The organism is Thermocrinis jamiesonii, assembly GCF_000702425.1.
GTDB classification, from domain to species: domain Bacteria; phylum Aquificota; class Aquificia; order Aquificales; family Aquificaceae; genus Thermocrinis; species Thermocrinis jamiesonii.
In genome coordinates this window covers 17,274-33,558 of record NZ_JNIE01000005.1, presented here as the reverse complement: position 1 = coordinate 33,558, position 16,285 = coordinate 17,274, and the positions used below count along the sequence as shown (strand labels likewise).

Annotated in this window: 14 protein-coding genes; 6 read left to right on the top strand and 8 right to left on the bottom strand. The window is 41.4% G+C overall.

The features are described from left to right. The first annotated feature begins 297 nt into the window (after nt 1-297). The 4 genes from K217_RS0105570 to K217_RS0105555 are packed head-to-tail and all read left to right on the top strand — an operon-like array spanning nt 298 to nt 4,459. Nucleotides 298-1,089, top strand: a complete 792-nt coding sequence (locus tag K217_RS0105570; RefSeq protein ID WP_029552140.1) for an inositol monophosphatase family protein — start codon at nt 298-300, stop codon at nt 1,087-1,089. A 3-nt stretch (nt 1,090-1,092) separates the two neighbouring features. Beyond that, a complete protein-coding gene (locus K217_RS0105565; protein WP_029552139.1) occupies nt 1,093-1,974 on the top strand; it encodes a universal stress protein in 882 nt (293 codons plus the stop codon). Next, nucleotides 1,971-3,608 (top strand): tetratricopeptide repeat protein, encoded by a 1,638-nt coding sequence (locus K217_RS0105560; protein WP_029552138.1) that lies wholly within the window; start codon nt 1,971-1,973, stop codon nt 3,606-3,608. The genes K217_RS0105565 and K217_RS0105560 overlap by 4 nt, the downstream gene beginning before the upstream one ends. Beyond that, nucleotides 3,608-4,459 (top strand): LptF/LptG family permease, encoded by an 852-nt coding sequence (locus tag K217_RS0105555; RefSeq protein ID WP_029552137.1) that lies wholly within the window; start codon nt 3,608-3,610, stop codon nt 4,457-4,459. The genes K217_RS0105560 and K217_RS0105555 overlap by 1 nt, the downstream gene beginning before the upstream one ends. Here the strand turns inward: K217_RS0105555 and malQ are convergent. From malQ to K217_RS0105525, 6 genes are read right to left on the bottom strand one after another with little or no spacing between them, the layout of a single operon-like run. After that, complete coding sequence (malQ, locus tag K217_RS0105550; protein ID WP_029552136.1) at nt 4,456-5,871, bottom strand: 4-alpha-glucanotransferase; 1,416 nt, start codon at nt 5,869-5,871, stop codon at nt 4,456-4,458. The genes K217_RS0105555 and malQ overlap by 4 nt on opposite strands. An 8-nt stretch (nt 5,872-5,879) precedes the next feature. Then, nucleotides 5,880-7,058 carry a type III PLP-dependent enzyme gene (locus K217_RS0105545; protein ID WP_029552135.1) on the bottom strand — a complete coding sequence of 393 codons (1,179 nt, stop codon included), beginning with the start codon at nt 7,056-7,058 and terminating at the stop codon, nt 5,880-5,882. Between the two features lie 15 nt (nt 7,059-7,073). Beyond that, the gene (mrdA, locus tag K217_RS0105540) at nt 7,074-8,846 is read right to left on the bottom strand and encodes a penicillin-binding protein 2 (RefSeq protein ID WP_029552134.1); all 1,773 of its coding nucleotides are present in this window, start codon (nt 8,844-8,846) and stop codon (nt 7,074-7,076) included. After that, nucleotides 8,836-9,264 (bottom strand): hypothetical protein, encoded by a 429-nt coding sequence (locus tag K217_RS0105535; protein WP_197017597.1) that lies wholly within the window; start codon nt 9,262-9,264, stop codon nt 8,836-8,838. Before K217_RS0105535 ends, mrdA begins: the two co-directional genes overlap by 11 nt. A 20-nt stretch (nt 9,265-9,284) precedes the next feature. Continuing rightward, nucleotides 9,285-10,058 carry a rod shape-determining protein MreC gene (gene mreC / locus K217_RS0105530; RefSeq protein ID WP_029552132.1) on the bottom strand — a complete coding sequence of 258 codons (774 nt, stop codon included), beginning with the start codon at nt 10,056-10,058 and terminating at the stop codon, nt 9,285-9,287. After that, complete coding sequence (locus K217_RS0105525) at nt 10,055-11,086, bottom strand: rod shape-determining protein (protein ID WP_029552131.1); 1,032 nt, start codon at nt 11,084-11,086, stop codon at nt 10,055-10,057. The genes mreC and K217_RS0105525 overlap by 4 nt, the downstream gene beginning before the upstream one ends. A gap of 26 nt (nt 11,087-11,112) precedes the next feature. Between K217_RS0105525 and K217_RS0105520 the strand changes: the two genes are divergently transcribed. Both K217_RS0105520 and dprA read left to right on the top strand, forming a co-directional pair. Further along, entirely contained in the window at nt 11,113-12,822 is a 1,710-nt protein-coding gene (locus K217_RS0105520; protein WP_029552130.1) for a proline--tRNA ligase, read from the top strand. After that, nucleotides 12,822-13,877 carry a DNA-processing protein DprA gene (gene dprA, locus K217_RS0105515; protein WP_052178103.1) on the top strand — a complete coding sequence of 352 codons (1,056 nt, stop codon included), beginning with the start codon at nt 12,822-12,824 and terminating at the stop codon, nt 13,875-13,877. Before K217_RS0105520 ends, dprA begins: the two co-directional genes overlap by 1 nt. Here dprA and K217_RS0105510 read toward each other — a convergent pair. After that, nucleotides 13,821-15,032: a ComEC/Rec2 family competence protein gene (locus tag K217_RS0105510; protein WP_029552128.1), complete on the bottom strand. Its 1,212-nt coding sequence runs from the start codon at nt 15,030-15,032 to the stop codon at nt 13,821-13,823. The genes dprA and K217_RS0105510 overlap by 57 nt on opposite strands. Beyond that, complete coding sequence (trpB, locus tag K217_RS0105505; RefSeq protein WP_029552127.1) at nt 15,022-16,197, bottom strand: tryptophan synthase subunit beta; 1,176 nt, start codon at nt 16,195-16,197, stop codon at nt 15,022-15,024. Before trpB ends, K217_RS0105510 begins: the two co-directional genes overlap by 11 nt. Nucleotides 16,198-16,285: the final 88 nt, after the last annotated feature.

Genomic DNA, 16,285 nt, shown 5'->3' with positions numbered 1-16,285 from the left:
AACGGAAAAGATTTGCATAGGAGTGAAGTTTTTAAACTTACAAAAATTACAGGAAGAAATTATAGGAAAATTAATTCTCGAAGAACAAAGAGAAATTCTCAGAACTTACAAAATGGGTGGTTGAGGATGTTAACTTTTTAGTTCTGAGAAGGAAAATCCTGAAGTAGAGGAATACCGCATTGCTTTTAGTGTTTTGATCGGCCCAGCTGATAACCGCTAAAAGTTGGCATCTTGCAAATGGAAGACCTCTTGCATCTCGTTTTTTGCTGTGTTACTATATTAAGCTGATTTAAACATATGAAAAGCTCAGACATTGAACATTATCTTCGGATAGCAAAAGAAGCTTCCGTCATAGGCGGTTTTGTGCTAAGGGATTACTTTGGCAGACTGCTGTCTGATCATGTTTATTTCAAAGGGGAGAAAGATCTGGTAAGCCAAGCGGACAAGGATTCGGAAGAAAGAATAAGAGATTATATCCTGAAAAACTTTCCGGACCATTCTGTCGTTGGAGAAGAGATAGGAGGAGATTTCAAAGGAGATGCGGTATGGTTTATAGACCCGTTGGACGGAACAAAGAATTTTGTATCTGGTTTTCCAATATTTGGCGTGTCCGTGGGATTGGTGATAGAAGGCAGACCTATCGTAGGTGCGGTTTATTTGCCCTACTTTAACAGTCTATATTACGCAGGAGAGGGCTTGGGAGCCTACAAAGATGGCAAAAGAATTTACGTTAGCAAAAGGGATACATTAAAGAGAATGTCTGTATCTTACGGTTTCCCTTCCAGAGCCAAGCGAGACATAAACCTGTATTGGGAGATCTTCAGAGAGGTCTTTGATAAAGTGGGTTCTATGAGAAGACCTGGAGCGGCTGCGGTGGATCTTTGCTTTTTGGCAGAAGGCATATTTGATGGACTAATTGAGTTTGAACTCAACCCTTGGGATGTGGTCGCCGGAACGATAGTAGTTAAAGAGGCGGGAGGTTTGGTAAAGCTGACCAAAGGGCTTACCAACGGAACAGATGTTATAGCAGGTTCTCCTTACATCTTCCCTTATCTTGAAGAAGTGGTAAAATTGAAGTTAGGAGTTTAGAAGATGAAATTTTTAGTGCCGGTGGACTTTACGGATATTACCAACCCACTTTTGAGGACCGCCAAAAGGCTTGCCCTTAAGCATTCTGCTAAGATTATACTCCTGCATGCGGTTTCACCGGTTATCTATCTTCCTTACCCCGAAAGCTTTGGTATTAGCCCTATTGACCTATCTAAGCTGTCTGAATTGGAGGGTAAAAACATTGAATTGGCTAAACAAAGGCTCTCTGCCCTTTGTGAGTTTTTAAGCCCTGCGTCAGTTGATGTTTTAGTTGATGTGGGAGACCCCGCAGAGGTCATACTTAGCAAAGAAGACCTTGCAGATCTTATAATCTTAGGTAGCCACAGAAAGGGGCTGATTGAGAAAATACTCATAGGTTCCACTTCAGAAAAGGTGGTCCGTTATTCTCACAAACCTGTGTTGGTTATAAAGGGAAAGGAAGCGGAAAACTTTAAAAACGTCTGTGTAGCTCACGACCTTTCAAAGTATGCCCAAAAAGCCTTTGAGTTTTTCCTAAATCTTATACCGGCGGAAGAAGGCTCACGGCTGACCATACTACATATAGAGGAAACAGTGGAAATACCTATGGTGGATGTGATAACTGAAAAAATAAGCAAGCAGATAGTCCAAGAGAAGACCAAATACTTTGAATCTCTTATAGAAAAGGCGCAAAGCAGAGGCTGGACTGCAGAGCTTATCATAGAAAAACACAGCAGTGTATCTTCGGGAATTGTTCAGTTTTTGAAGCAAAAAGAATACGATCTTTTGGTTATGGGAAGCAGAGGTCTCTCTGGTTTTAAACGCGTAATCCTTGGAAGCACATCCTCTGACGTGGTTAAAAAGGTAGAAATTCCCGTACTCATACATAAAGACTTTAATCTATGAAAACCTTAGTTTTTCTTCTTCTTTATGTTGCTTCTACCTTTGCATACAACCAATATAGAGATTACCTTTTCTGCAGGTATTTTCAAAGTGAAATGCCCTCCAAAGCTATAACGTATTGTGTAAGAGCCTTACAAAGAAATCCCACTCCAAGTCTATACGTAGATACCGTTAGACTTCTTTTGATTCAGAAAAAATTCCAAGAAGCCCTCTCTTTTGCATTAAAGTTCAAAAAGGAGTATCCCCAAGATCAGGAACCCTACTTAGTGCTTCACAGCGTATATGTTCTCAGAGGGGAACCGCAAAAAGCCTTAGAGGCTCTGGAAGAGGGATACAAAATAAGGCCAGATTCTAAGCAGATAATGGCGTTCTTAGCAGAAGAATACATAAAGGCCAATAGACTGCAAGATGCAAAAAAAGTGTTGGAAGAGTTAGCAAAATTAGCGACAGATAATCCCTATCCTTACTATATGTTGGCCCGTATATACCTTACGGAAGGTTTAAAGGACAAGGCTATGGAGTATTTGGAAAAAGTCCTACAAATAAGGAAAACCTTTGAGGCAGGTTTTGTTACTCTGGGAAGCATATACGAAGCGGAAAAGGAATTCTCAAGGGCAGAAAGCTTGTATAAAGATGTGCTAAAGGAAGACCCAACAAACAGGACCGCCCTTGAAAAGCTTGCAAACCTTTATCTTATTACCGGAAGAACTCAGGAAGCAAAGGATGTCTACAAAAAGCTTATAGAGTATTACCAGGATGTTGGCTACAAAATCCAGTATATTTTTTTGCTCCTGAGGTTATCGGAGTTTCAAGAGGCAGAAAAGTTGGCCATGGAACTCTACTCGGAGAACCCGAAGGATATTAACATAGCCTTCGTTTACGGTATAGCCCTTGAATCGAACAAAAAGAAGAAAGAAGCCTTGAAGGTTTATGAACGAATCCTTGAAGAAGAGCCAGAAAACATAAGAATTATTGAAAGATTGACTGCTATTTATATAGATCAAAAAGAATACGACAAGGCCCGTGCCTTAATCAAAAGGGCTTTGGACATTGCACCTGAAAGTTATGAAATCAACCTTTTGATGGCTAACCTTCTTAGTGAAGAAGAAAGGGCTGAGGAAGCTTTAAAATTCGTGGACAAGGCAATTAGTTTGAAACCTAAGGACTACAGAGGATACTTTTTAAAGGCAATAGTGCTGGATAAGCTTGGGAAAATAGTGGATGCGGAGAGGAATTTAAAAAAAGCCATTGAGTTAAATCCAGAGGATCCGGACCTTTACAATCACCTTGGCTATTCTTTACTGCTTTGGTATGAGGGGGCAAGGGTGGAGGAGGCTGAAAAGCTCATACTGAAAGCCTTAGAAAAGGACAGCAAAAATCCAGCATACATAGACAGCTATGCATGGGTTCTTTACTACAAAGGAGAATACCTAAAAGCTTACGAGCTTTTGCTCAAAGCACTTGAAGAAGAAAAGGAAGATCCGGTAATCTGGGAACACCTCGGTGACGTACTTTTAAAGTTAAACAAAAAGAGCGAAGCGTTGGAATCTTACAAAAAGTCCTGGGAGCTGTTGGAAAAAGGCAAAAGGGGAGAACCAGGACAAAAGGAAAGACTGAAGAAAAAGCTTAAACAGTAATGCTTTTTAGGCTATTAGCTTGGAGGATTACCAAAATAGCACTTACGGTAAGCTTAACTTTATCCTTACTGTTTCTACTGGTTCAATTCATTCAATTAGATCAGGTGCTTTTAAAAACTCCTGCAAAAGAATCGGCCCTCTTTCTGTTTGTTTGGGTACTTTACTTTTTCTCTTACTTTCTTCCCTCTTCCGTTGTGGTTGCCTTTGGATGGGTGTTTTTTGATCTTAAAGAAAGTAAAAAGCTGAACGTAATAGCGTCCTTTGGAAAGAGTCCCACAAATGTTTTCTTTAAGGTTCTCCTAATCTGCAGTCCCTTGTTTCTATCCGCTGTCCTCGTAGGATCAATCATAAAGCAGGAGGACATATTCCATCTGCGCAAGCTTTTTGTGTACAAATACTATACGGAGATCATCAAAGGCATTCCAGAAAAAGGTTTTTATAATGTAGGCAGAATTACAATTAGGATAGAAAGAAGGAGCGGTGAAGTTCTTAATGGTGTTTTTTTAAAGATAGACAACGATCTGGTAAGTGCAAAGGAAGCAGTTTTTCAGAATGGGGAACTTATTCTAAGGGATGGTTCCCTTGTTGTGAAAAAAGATCATAGATATTACCTGACCAAGTTCCAAAGCTATAAACTTAGTTTTTCAAACACGCTCCTTTTGGAGGAGAGGAAAAGCAAATATAACCCGCTTTTGCCTGTGTTTAACGTCATACTGGGCTTAATTTTTGTTTTTGCAGTTTTCTATTTTGTTTTAAAGCATGTTTGGAAGCATACAAGGTTATACTACACCTTGGGAATCTTTATTATAATCCACCATTTAATCTTAATCCTCTTAAGGTCCTTAGATTAGTGCCTTTGGTATATGTATGTCAATTCGGACAGCCAAAGGCTGAGTTCCGCTGGAGGCAAAGCACTCATCCTCCACTCCCAATTACCCTTTGAGGTGCCGGGCCTGTTCATTCTTGATTCTTTTCCAAGGTTCAAAAGGTCTTGCATAGGCACAATACAATACTTTGCAACGGACATGTAAGCCAGCCTAATAAGCTCCGCACTTACCTTTTCCTTTTCTAACCTTTTACCAATGTACTTACAGAGCCTTTCTCTGTCCTGTTGCGTAAGTTCATACTCATACCAATCTTTAAGTGGCATATTATCGTGGGTAGTGGTATAGACTACGCAGTTCTGTGTATGATTGTGGGGAAGGTGGGGGCTGTGAGGTTCAAAAAAGGCAAAGGCTAAAACTTTCATGGAAGGAAAACCAAACTCATCTCTGATTTCCTCCACCTCTTTATCTATAGTGCCTAAGTCTTCCGCCAAAAAAGGAAAATCTGGGAAATTTTCTTTTAGAAGACTGAAAAATTCTTTCGGATAAGCCCTTTGCCATTTTCCGTGTTTTGCAGTTTTCTCCCCCTTAGGGATGATGTAGTAGGATATTAGTCCTCTGAAGTGGTCAATCCGTAAAAGGTCATAAAGCTTTAAGGAGTGTTTTATTCTCATTATCCACCATTGAAAGTTTTCTTTTTTTAGAGCATCCCAGTTATAGACAGGGTTTCCCCAAATCTGACCTTCAGGACTAAAGTAGTCTGGTGGTACGCCTGCTACCACATCAAGCACAAAGAGTTGTCTGTTAGCCCACACATCTGCGCTATCAAAGGCGGGATATATAGGAAGATCCCCCACTATTTTTATTCCTTTCCTGTTGGCGTATTCCTTAAGTCTAAACCATTGTTTGAAAAATATGTATTGCTTAAACTTTTCTTTCTTTACCTCCAAGGCATCGGGTTTTAGATCTGTCCATTTATCCCAAGAACTTGCGTTTTTCTTCCTAAGGGCAGAAAATACTGCGTAATCTTCTAACCAAAAGGAGTTTTCTTCTTCAAAACGGCGAAAATCTTCAGATTCAGAAAAATTCTTGAACGCTTCCTCCAGAAGCATTTCCTTAACGAAGTAAGCCTTGGGATAATCCACCTTAGAGCTGGGTTCTGTTTTGAACTTTTCTAAGCTTTTTGAGGAGATAAGGCCCTCTTCTTGTAAAAGTTCAGGGCTTATTAAAGCAGGATTTCCTGCAAACAAAGAAGTAGAAAAATAAGGAGAATTCCCAAACTCATCAAAAGTTGGATTCAACGGCAATATTTGCCAAAGCTTTTGTTTGCTTTCGGAAAGAAAATCCACAAAAAGATACGCCTGTTTTCCAAGATCCCCTATGCAGAAAGGGGATGGAAGAGAAGTAATGTGTAATAAAACTCCAGCGCTCCTTTGCATATAAGGAATTAACCTTGGGGAAAAATAACCTCTGGGACGGGAAAGCCGTTGAATGGAGCAGCATACACAGTGGTATAGGCTCCTGCGGAAAGTATATACAGGTAATCACCTACCTCCGGCTCTGGTAAGGCTACGTTTCTTGCTACCACGTCCATACTATCGCAGGATACACCTCCAATGGTCCATTCTTTTAGCTCACCCTCCTTGTCTAAATAAAAGGCATACCTTATACCGCCCAAAGCCTCAGCCAAACCGTTAAACACGCCAGTATCTATATAAAGCCAGTTATCCTCTCCCCTTTTTGCTTTACCTATAACCCTGCATATCATCATTCCCTGATCGCCCACTATACCACGCCCGGGTTCCATTTGAAGCTCGTGGGGCAGAATGGGGAAAAATTTTTGCATTAGTCCTTTTACGTAGTAGGCAATATCCTCTATGCTAAGTGCCTCGTAGCTGTATTTTACCGGTATGCCACCGCCGATGTTTAACATTTGAAGCTTAAGGCCTCTCATCCTTGCCCTTTCCCAAAGCTCTGCGGCAGTCCTTATACCTATGAACCAGTTTCTAAAGTTGTTGCACTGGGATCCCACATGAAAGGTAATACCGTAAGGTATAAGGTTTTTCTCTCTGGCATACTCCAGTAGGTCTATAGCGGTATCCAAATCTACGCCGAATTTCTTAGAGAGGGGCCAGTCACTTCCTTCATTGGGAACAACCACCCTTACATAAACCCTGGCTCTTTTCATCACCGCTGCTATCTTGTCTATCTCCGTATAAGAATCCACCGCAAAACGATCCATTCCAACTTCTTTACAATACTCTATAAAATCAGGAGGTTTAACCGGATTGCTGGATATTATCCTGTTTGGGCTAACTCCAGCCTGAAGCACCTTACTTAGCTCTTGACTGGATGCAACCTCAAAGTGGGAGCCTAACTCTGCAAGAGACTTTATGATTCTCTCGTGGTCGTTTGCTTTAACTGCGTAATAGACGTTAAACTTGGAAAAGTGGTACTTTAGCTCAATGTATCTACGCTTTATTCCGTCCAAGTCCATACAGAGCACAGGGGTCTTTTCTGGGCGCAAGTATGGTATGAAGTGTTTTCTTTCTTCAATAAACGACAGAAAAGTTTTTTTTGCAAATTCAAACTGAATAGCCTTGTGATCAATCGCACTTTTAAGCATGCAAAAAAATTTAATCTAAGTAAACTCTTTGTGAATACCTTCCATTTTAATTCTCTCTATTATCTTTCTTGCTATAGGTGCGGCAACGCTACCACCTGAACCACCGTGCTCTACCAATACTCCAATTACAAAGAGTGGATTTCTGTAAGGATAGAAACCCACAAACCAGGCATGGTCCCTCAGATGATAGGGTAAGTTTTTTCTTCTTGCGCTGATTGCTGCTACCTGAGCTGTTCCCGTTTTTCCAGCAATCTCTGCCATGGGAGAATTAGCCAGCACTCCAGTGCCAGACCTTACCACATCCTTCATGGCTTCTTTGACTATTGCAAAATACTCCGGCGGAGCTTTAATAACCTTATAGACTACTTTTTTATTCTTCCATATTACTCTTCCGTTAGGATCCCTTACTTCCTTAACGAGAGTAGGCTTATAAATAACACCGTCGTTGATTATTCCCATAACCATCAAACACTGCTGAAGCAATGTCGCTTTTAGGTATCCTTGCCCTATGGACATATTTACCGTATCCCCACCATACCACGGTTCTTTTTTCCTTTTTCTTTTCCACTCTGGATTTGGCAATATTCCGCTTGCATTAGGAAGCTCAAAAGGAACAGATTCTCCAAAGGAGAACTGTTTTAGAATACTTTCCATTTTTCTTGGACCCAGCCTGTAGTAGCAGTAATGGTAAAAATAAACATCGCAAGAATCCCTTATAGCGGTTTTTAAATTTACCCATCCATGACCGCTTCTTTTCCAACAGTAAAAAACCTTACCACCCAACGGAAAGGATCCTTTGCATACCACACCGTCCTTTGGGGCAACACCCTCTTGCAAAAGCCCCACAGCTAATCCTACCTTTATTACCGACCCAGGTGGATAGTAAGCTTGAAGGGCTCTGTTGAAAAGTGGGGTTAGTGGATCATTAACATACTCTTCCCACATATCGTAGATCTTGTTTGGATCAAAGGAAGGATAACTGACCATGGCAATTACTTCTCCACTGTCCGCTTTTATTATTAGAACCGCTCCTGCTTTGTGACCTGAATCTCTAAAGACTTCGTATGCGATTTTTTGAACTCTGCTGTCCACAGTTAAGACAACAGTGTTGCCTTTCTTAGGGCTTGTTTGCTTATATACACCCACCACTTTCCCCACCGCATTTACTATAAGCTCCTCCACTCCCACTGACCCTTGCAAGAACCTTTCCAGTGAACTTTCCAGTCCCTGTTTCCCAACTAAGCTCTGATGGAATATCCTATCTTTATACTCTTCTAAGTGCTTTTTTGTAGGATAACCCACATAACCTATGATGTGGGCGCATTCTTCTCCCATAGGGTAGAATCTTTTTGGGATCATGTTTATAAATACTCCAGGTAGGCGGTAGCTGTTGTTATAGAATTTATCTATCTCCGACTGATCTGTAAGTTTTTTTATCAATATGGGTTCTATACTGTTGCTTTTGTTTAACAGCGATTGGATGGAGATTTCTATACCAAAGATTTCTTTAAGGTTTTTCAAAGTATTTTCCACCACCTCTTTTTCCTGTATTATCTGAGGGTCCAAAAAGATTGCGTATTCTGGCACATCGTAGGCAAGGCTTTGGTTGCGTCTGTCTAATATGTCTCCTCTTTGGGAGTATATGATCCTACGTCTGATGTAGTTTCTCTTTGATAAGTGTTTGTAATAATCTCCCTTAAGCACCTGAAGATAAAACAGTCTGAAGACCAAAATCAAGTACAAAAAAATGGACAGTATCAAGAAAAGCACAAAATTTCTACGTTTCATCTTTGCTCTTTATTACTCTTTTTCCAAAGTAATAAACCGCGAGTAGTTCCGCTATAAATCCAGCGAGCATGGCGTAAAATTCCAAAGGATAGTAGTATTTAACGCTAAAGAGGATGTGCCTGTAAGTGTGCTCAATCAAGGCTAAGACTGTGTAAGCCATAATTAGTGTTGGTGTGTTGTCTATGTAAAACCTCTTTTTCAACAAGTCTAACACCATCAAAGCTAAAAGCTTACCAGACGCATGCCATCCAAAAGAGCCTTGGAGTATATCCAAAAGCAAAGCACTTAAAAAACCTTTCCCGTAACTTATCTGACCTCTTAGGTTTGAAAGGAAAAGAAAACACAGCAGTAGATCGGGGACAAATAGATAACTCTTAAAAATCCCAATTAAAACCGCGCTTTGAAGAAACAAAATCAAGATCAACATCGAATAAAAACTCAAATTTTCCTCCTCAAAATAACTACAAACTCCATCTTTTTGATGTGTGCCTCTGGCTTTACCTCTACCTTTTTAAAAAACCGCTCCTCAAGGGAAGGCAATCCATACACCTTCCCTACTTCAAAAGAGGGGAAATGGGGACTTCTGAGTAAAACCTTAGTTCCTACCTTGATATCGTCTTCTTGCAAGACATGTAAGAGCCTACCGGTGGGGAAGCCCCCTTTGTATATATAATTTTTACCATCTGCTACCACACTTACGAACATATCATCAGACCACACCGTTCTCACCTTTGAACTACTTGTGTATACCTCATCAACTATGCCCACCAATACATTTCTGTTAACCACCACAAAGCCCTCTTCAATACCGTCCTTTTCCCCTTTATCTACGATAAGGAAACCATCCCTGCCGGATGGGTCAAAGGCAACCACGCCTGCTATTACGTAGTCCAGTTCCTTATAAAATCCCTCCAGTCCCTTTATTTGACTTAGCTCCCTTTTACACGTCTCAAGCTCACTAACCTTTAAGTTCAATTGGATAATTTCCTCCCAAAGCCTTTTGTTCTCCTTTTGAACATTAACCAGAAAGAGGTATGTATTAATCAGATCCTTAACCTTATAGGAGACCTGGCTTTTAAACTCAAGCACGGGTAAAAAAATACTGTTTATAAAGCGAATTAGAGGTAAGATGGCAGGATAGGAGTGAGCTTCGGTTAAGTAAAAAAGCACGCTAAGGATAAAAAGAAAGAAGTAAAAGATCTTAATCTTCATTCCATAGCTATTTGCCTTATCAGATCAATTTTATCAAGTATGGAGCCTACCCCCCGTGCTACTGCGGTTATGGGATCCTCACAGTATCTGGTAAATATCCCAGTTTCACGATATATCCTCGTGTCTAAGTTCCTGAGCAAAGAACCGCCACCTGCAAGGACTATACCTCTTTCTGCTATATCGGAAGCCAACTCTGGTGGAGTTTTCTCAAGCGTCGCCTTTATGGCATTTATGATGGCACTAATTACGTCTTCTAAACTTTGGGTTATGTCAAAGTTTGACACGGTTACAGTTTTTGGTAAACCTGCCATATCTCTTCCCCTTATTTCAATCGTTTTTTCTTCCTCTTCTATAACTGCACTTCCCAACTCTATTTTTATCCTTTCTGCGGTTTGCTCTCCTATCAGAATGTGATACTTTTTCTTTATATAGTTGATTATAGATTCGGTCATTTCGTCTCCTGCTACTCTTATAGAAGTAGAGGTTACTATGCCTGCCAATGATATAACCGCTACTTCAGTAGTTCCACCTCCTATATCCACTATCATATTACCAACTGGTTCTTCTATGGGCAAACCTGCACCTATTGCCGCCGCCATAGGTTCTGCTATCAAATAGACTTCTCTTGCACCTGCACTCTTTGCTGCATCAATAACTGCCCTTTTTTCCACCTGCGTAACACCTGAAGGAACGCCAATAACCACTCTTGGCTTAGGTTTAAATATACTTTTACCTATCACTTTGTTTATCATGTAAGAGAGCATAATCTTTGTCGCCTCAAAGTCCGTTATAACTCCGTCCCTGAGTGGTCTTATGGTTTGAATATTTCCTGGAGTTTTACCGAGCATCTCCTTAGCTTCTTTACCAACCGCTATAACCTTTCCTGTTCTAACATCTACCGCTACTATGGATGGTTCCGAGAGGACAACTCCCTTACCTTCCAAGTATATAACTGTGTTGGCAGTTCCTAAGTCCACACCTATGTTGTTGGAAAATACACCTAAAAACCTTAAAATTCCGTTTAGCATAAGGAGTATTTTAAAATATCCCACCTATGCGGTGGAGTAGATATTTTTGGCACACACTAAAGGAAGAGCCTACGGACGCAGAAGCAAACTCTCACAAACTTCTTCTAAAGGTTGGCTTTATCAAGCAGGTCGCCTCTGGCATATACGAATACACCCCTCCCGCTCTAAAGGTAATAAGGAAGATAGAGTCCATAGTAAGGAAGGAGATGGAAAGGAGTGGAGCGCAAGAGGTTCTGCTAAGCGTTTTAAACCCCTCTGAACTTTGGAAAGAAACAGGAAGATGGGAAGCTTACGGAAGGGAACTATTTACGCTAAAAGACAGACACGGAAGGGAATACTGCTTGGGACCTACCCACGAGGAGGAAATAACGGACCTTTTCAGAAGTTTTGTAAATTCCTACAAAAAACTTCCTTTGATTTTGTATCAAATACAGGTCAAATTTAGGGACGAAAAAAGACCACGCTTTGGCCTTATAAGGTCCAGGGAATTTATCATGAAAGACGCTTACTCCTTTGACGAAGATGAGTTTTCGGCCATGATATCTTACGAGACTATGAAGTTTGCCTACGAAAGGATATTTAAAAAGCTAAGGTTAAAAACCCTTTTGGCTGAGGCAAGCGTGGGGACCATAGGAGGAAAGATGTCCCACGAGTTTATAGTCTTGACCGATTATGGTGAGGCCCGTGTTGCCTTTTGTGAAAACTGTGGATACTGTGCCAATACAGAGATAGTTCCTTTGCCAAAGCACAAAGAAGAGCAAGAGCAGGAAAAACAAATGCAAAAGGTATATACGCCAAACACTTCCACCATAGCCCAACTTTCCGATTACTTAAAGATCCCCGCATACAAGATCCTGAAGGCGGTTTTGTATTTAAAAGGAGAAGAGCCTATTATGGTTCTAATCAGAGGAGACAGGGAAGTGGATGAGAAGAAGTTGGAAGCAGTTCTTGGAACGGACGAATTTAGGCTTGCAACGGACGAAGACATTAAAAGACTGCTTAATACCTCAAAGGGATTTGTGGGACCCTTTAATCTTCCTCCAAACTTTAACGTCCTTTGGGACAACTCAGTTTATGGCATAAAGAACATGGTAGTTGCCCTCAACGAGGATAACTATCACTACATCAACGTCAATGCGGGTAGGGACATCCAATACGGGAAGTTCGTGGATGTGTGTCAGGTGGAAGAGGGAGACCCATGTCCTAAGTGCGGTGCTCCTTTGAGGGTAGGAAGGGGCTTAGAGCTAGGACACATATTCCTCTTGGGAACCAGATACTCAGAACCTATGAGAGCTTTCATAAAGGACAGATCAGGTCAAGAAAAACCTGTGGTGATGGGATGTTATGGTATTGGTATATCAAGGTGCCTTTCCGCCATTGTGGAGCAGTATCATGACGAAAAAGGTATTAAGTTTCCTACGGTGGTTGCACCCTTTGAGCTGGACATTATCTGCGTAAATCAGTCGGATGAGGTGCAAAAAAATACTGCAGAGAAGTTATACACCTTAGCTATGGAGCTTGGATTGGACGTTATTTACGACGATAGGGACGAAAGCCCGGGGTTTAAGTTTGCAGATGGGGAACTTTGTGGCTTTCCCTACATTCTGGTTGTGGGTAAAAAAGTTAAAGAAGGTAAAGTAGAACTTTGGATAAGGCATACGGGAGAAAGAAAAGAGCTTAACTTGGACACCGCCATTCAGGAGGTAAAGTCTCTTATAGAAAAGGATAAACTTTGATGGATCAGCTTTTTTACTGGCTTACCTTAAAGGCTATACATGGACTTGGTGAGAGGAATATAAAAAAGCTCTACCAATACTACAAGGATCCAAAGCTAATACTCGAGGCAGAAAGGTGGGAACTTGTAAAGCTTGTAGGTGAAGTAAGGGCAAGCAGGATAAAGGAAAAAAAGCTTAGCTTTGACCCAGAGGAAGTTATAAAGGTAGTGCAAAGGGAAGGAATAGGCTTTCTTACTCTTTCGGATATGGATTACTTTCCAAGACTAAAGGAAATTGAAGATCCACCACCCGTTCTGTTTTATCAGGGAGAGCTAAAGAGGACGAAGTTTTTTGGAGTGGTTGGCACACGAAAGCCAGACAACTACAGCATAATGTATTTAAAGGAGCTGATAGGTCTCTTGGTGTCTAAGGGTTATGGCATAGCTTCTGGCGGTGCGATGGGAATAGATATTCTTTCTCATAGATTTTGCACGGAAAGTGGGGGCTATACCGTGTGTTTTCTTGGCTTTGGTATCTTACAAGCACCAAAAAACATTAAAAGGTTCGTTTTAGCCAATGGGGCTATAGTATCTGAGCTTTTGCCTTGGGAGCATGCTGATAGATACACTTTTTACAGAAGGAACAGGCTTATAAGCGGTGTGTCTGACGGAGTTTTTGTGGTGGAAGCGGGAGAAAACTCAGGTGCGCTAATAACCGCCTATTACGCCAAGGAGCAGGGAAGACAGGTTTATGCACACGTAGGATACGGATCTAGCGAAAGGTGGGAAGGTTGTATAAAGCTGATCAACGAAGGGGTCGCAAAGCTTGTAGGAAGGCTTCAAAAGTTTGAGGTTGAAGAAGAGAAGGTAGAAGATCCTATTTTGATAGCTCTTAGCACACCAAAAACCTTAAGCGAGCTTTCTCAAATCTTAGGCATAGAAGAGAGGGAACTAAGCAAAAGGTTGGGACTTTATGTAGCAGAAGGTTTAGTCCATTGCAATGGACCTTATTACTGCAGGCTAAAACAAGAAGGGGATGAATACTACGCTGACGAGGAGCTTTTTCCAACCCTTTAGCAGATAAAGCCCAACCGATCCCAACACAAGGCTCAGCACCGCTTCCCACAGGGAAAAGTTGAAAAAAACCTTTGGGGCAAAGTGCGAAAAGAAGAGCACAGACTTGACGATAAGCTGTCCCAAAAGCTCAAGGTGAAAAGACGGCAAGGAAAAAAGGGTCATCATGTCCAAAAAGCCACAAAGTGTAAAAAGGCCAAACAGAGGGGTTAGCAAAGGAGTGAGGATAATGCTAAAAGGTGCAGAAAAGGAAAGGAGAGAGACTATGGGCATGGTGCCCAAAAAGGCAAAGAAGGAAACCCAAAAGGACAAAAAGATGACGTTTTTCTTTGGTGCGTCTTTTAAGGAGAGGATGATATAAAGCGTCGCACAGAAAGAAAGCCAAAAAGAGTAAGAGCGCACGTATTCTGGATACAAAAAGAGTATGATGGCTCCGGAAACAAAAAGTGTGCCAAGAAGGTTTGGCCTTTCTCCGTAAGCAAGCAAAAAGATGACAAAGACAGACATAATGTATGCCCTAAGAATTGGTGGTTCAGAGGGAACCAAAAAAAGACTGTAAAGACTTATACCAACAAAGGACAGAAGCAGTCCATACCTATAAGGAGCCAGATATCTTAGCATTAGGGCAAGGGCAGTTAGATGTCCGCCGGATACTACCAAAAGATGGACAAGTCCCGTGATCAAAAAAGCAGACTGAACTTTTAAAGGTAGAAGTTCTTGATCCTCACCCAAAAAGTAGGTTAGCACAAGATTTTTAACCTCCGGGTCCTCAATTTTACCCTCTACCCTACTTATCATACGATCCCTTAGGCTTGGCTTTATGTCTGCAAAGGAAAGGTTGGCATAGCTTGAAGTTATATAAACTCTTCCCTCCGATACCTTAACCTTTGCATAGGTCTTTATGTATCTGGAGGGTAAGTCCAAGGCATCATAAACTGTCAATAAAGCCCCTTTGTTGTATATTTCTGGAAAATCTCCACCCAAAACTTTTGCTTTGGCAATGAGCTTGTTCTCTTCCAAACGATGCTCTCCCTCTATACGAAGGACTACAAAACCTTTTCCTAAGTCCTCTTCAAAAAGAAAGGGATCCAGCGATCTTTCTATGGAAAGAACAATAGAAAGAAGAAAAAATACAAAAGGAAAAATTTTACGCTTCACCTAAGTGTTTCATAACCGTTTCCATATCTTTGTCGCCTCTACCCGAAAGGTTTAGAACTACCACATCCTCTTTGCTGAGCTGTTTGGCTATTTCTATTGTCTTCAGCACTGCGTGGGCTGGCTCTAAGGCTGGGATAATACCCTCAAGTCTTGAAAGCAGTTTAAAACCTTCCAAAGCTTCTTCATCGGTTGCATAAACATACTCTGCCCTTCCACTTTCAAAAAGGTAGGCATGCTCTGGTCCTACTCCCGGATAGTCAAGACCGGCGGATATGGAGTGGGTGGTTCTTATTTGTCCCTCTTCGTCCTGCAAAAAGTAAGACTTCATACCGTGGAGAATGCCGACAGTCCCACCATTTATTGATGCGGCGTGCTTACCAGTTTCTATGCCAAGCCCTCCAGCTTCTACTCCCACAAGCCTTACCCCCTCTTCTTCCACAAAAGGATAAAAGATCCCCATGGCGTTGGAACCTCCTCCCACGCAAGCGACAACAGCCTTAGGTAGTTTTCCTTCAAGCTCCCACAGCTGTTTTTTTACCTCCTCTCCTATAACTTTCTGAAAGTCTCTGACGATGGTTGGGAAGGGATGGGGACCTACGACAGAACCTATTATGTAATGGGTAGTTTCCACATTAGAAACCCAATCCCTGAGGGCTTCGTTTATGGCATCTTTTAGAGTTCTGCTTCCACTTTTTACCACCTTAACCTCTGCCCCTAAAAGTTTCATCCTAAAGACATTTAACCTTTGCCTTTGGGCATCCTCTTCGCCCATATAAACCACACACTCAAGACCAAAAAGCGCACAAGCGGTAGCGGTAGCGACACCGTGCTGTCCTGCACCTGTTTCTGCGATGATTCTTTTTTTACCCATTCTCTTTGCCAAAAGAGCTTGTCCAAGGGTGTTGTTTATCTTGTGGGCACCCGTGTGCAAAAGGTCCTCTCTTTTTAGGTAGATTTTTGCTCCTCCAGCATACTCAGTTAGGTTCTTGGCAAAATACAAAGGTGTGGGCCTACCTGCAAAGTTTCTTAAGTATGCGTAAAGCTCTTCCCAAAAGCTTTTATCTTTCTTTATCCTTTCGTATTCTTCTTCCAACTGCTCCAGCGCATACATTAAGGTTTCTGGAACAAACCTACCACCAAAGGTGCCAAAATATCCGTGTTTCATTGTAGTGCATTTAAATTATAACCAATACGCTGGGTGAGAAATTAACCAAGCGCATAGCTTTTTCTGAAACCACTGTAGCCAATTACAT

Coding starts and splice junctions, on each gene's coding strand:
- K217_RS0105570 (WP_029552140.1), top strand. CDS start 298: ATGAAAAGCTCAGACATTGAACATTATCTTCGGATAGCAAAAGAAGCT.
- K217_RS0105565 (WP_029552139.1), top strand. CDS start 1,093: ATGAAATTTTTAGTGCCGGTGGACTTTACGGATATTACCAACCCACTT.
- K217_RS0105560 (WP_029552138.1), top strand. CDS start 1,971: ATGAAAACCTTAGTTTTTCTTCTTCTTTATGTTGCTTCTACCTTTGCA.
- K217_RS0105555 (WP_029552137.1), top strand. CDS start 3,608: ATGCTTTTTAGGCTATTAGCTTGGAGGATTACCAAAATAGCACTTACG.
- malQ (WP_029552136.1), bottom strand. CDS start 5,871: ATGCAAAGGAGCGCTGGAGTTTTATTACACATTACTTCTCTTCCATCC.
- K217_RS0105545 (WP_029552135.1), bottom strand. CDS start 7,058: ATGCTTAAAAGTGCGATTGATCACAAGGCTATTCAGTTTGAATTTGCA.
- mrdA (WP_029552134.1), bottom strand. CDS start 8,846: ATGAAACGTAGAAATTTTGTGCTTTTCTTGATACTGTCCATTTTTTTG.
- mreC (WP_029552132.1), bottom strand. CDS start 10,058: ATGAAGATTAAGATCTTTTACTTCTTTCTTTTTATCCTTAGCGTGCTT.
- K217_RS0105525 (WP_029552131.1), bottom strand. CDS start 11,086: ATGCTAAACGGAATTTTAAGGTTTTTAGGTGTATTTTCCAACAACATA.
- K217_RS0105520 (WP_029552130.1), top strand. CDS start 11,113: ATGCGGTGGAGTAGATATTTTTGGCACACACTAAAGGAAGAGCCTACG.
- dprA (WP_052178103.1), top strand. CDS start 12,822: ATGGATCAGCTTTTTTACTGGCTTACCTTAAAGGCTATACATGGACTT.
- trpB (WP_029552127.1), bottom strand. CDS start 16,197: ATGAAACACGGATATTTTGGCACCTTTGGTGGTAGGTTTGTTCCAGAA.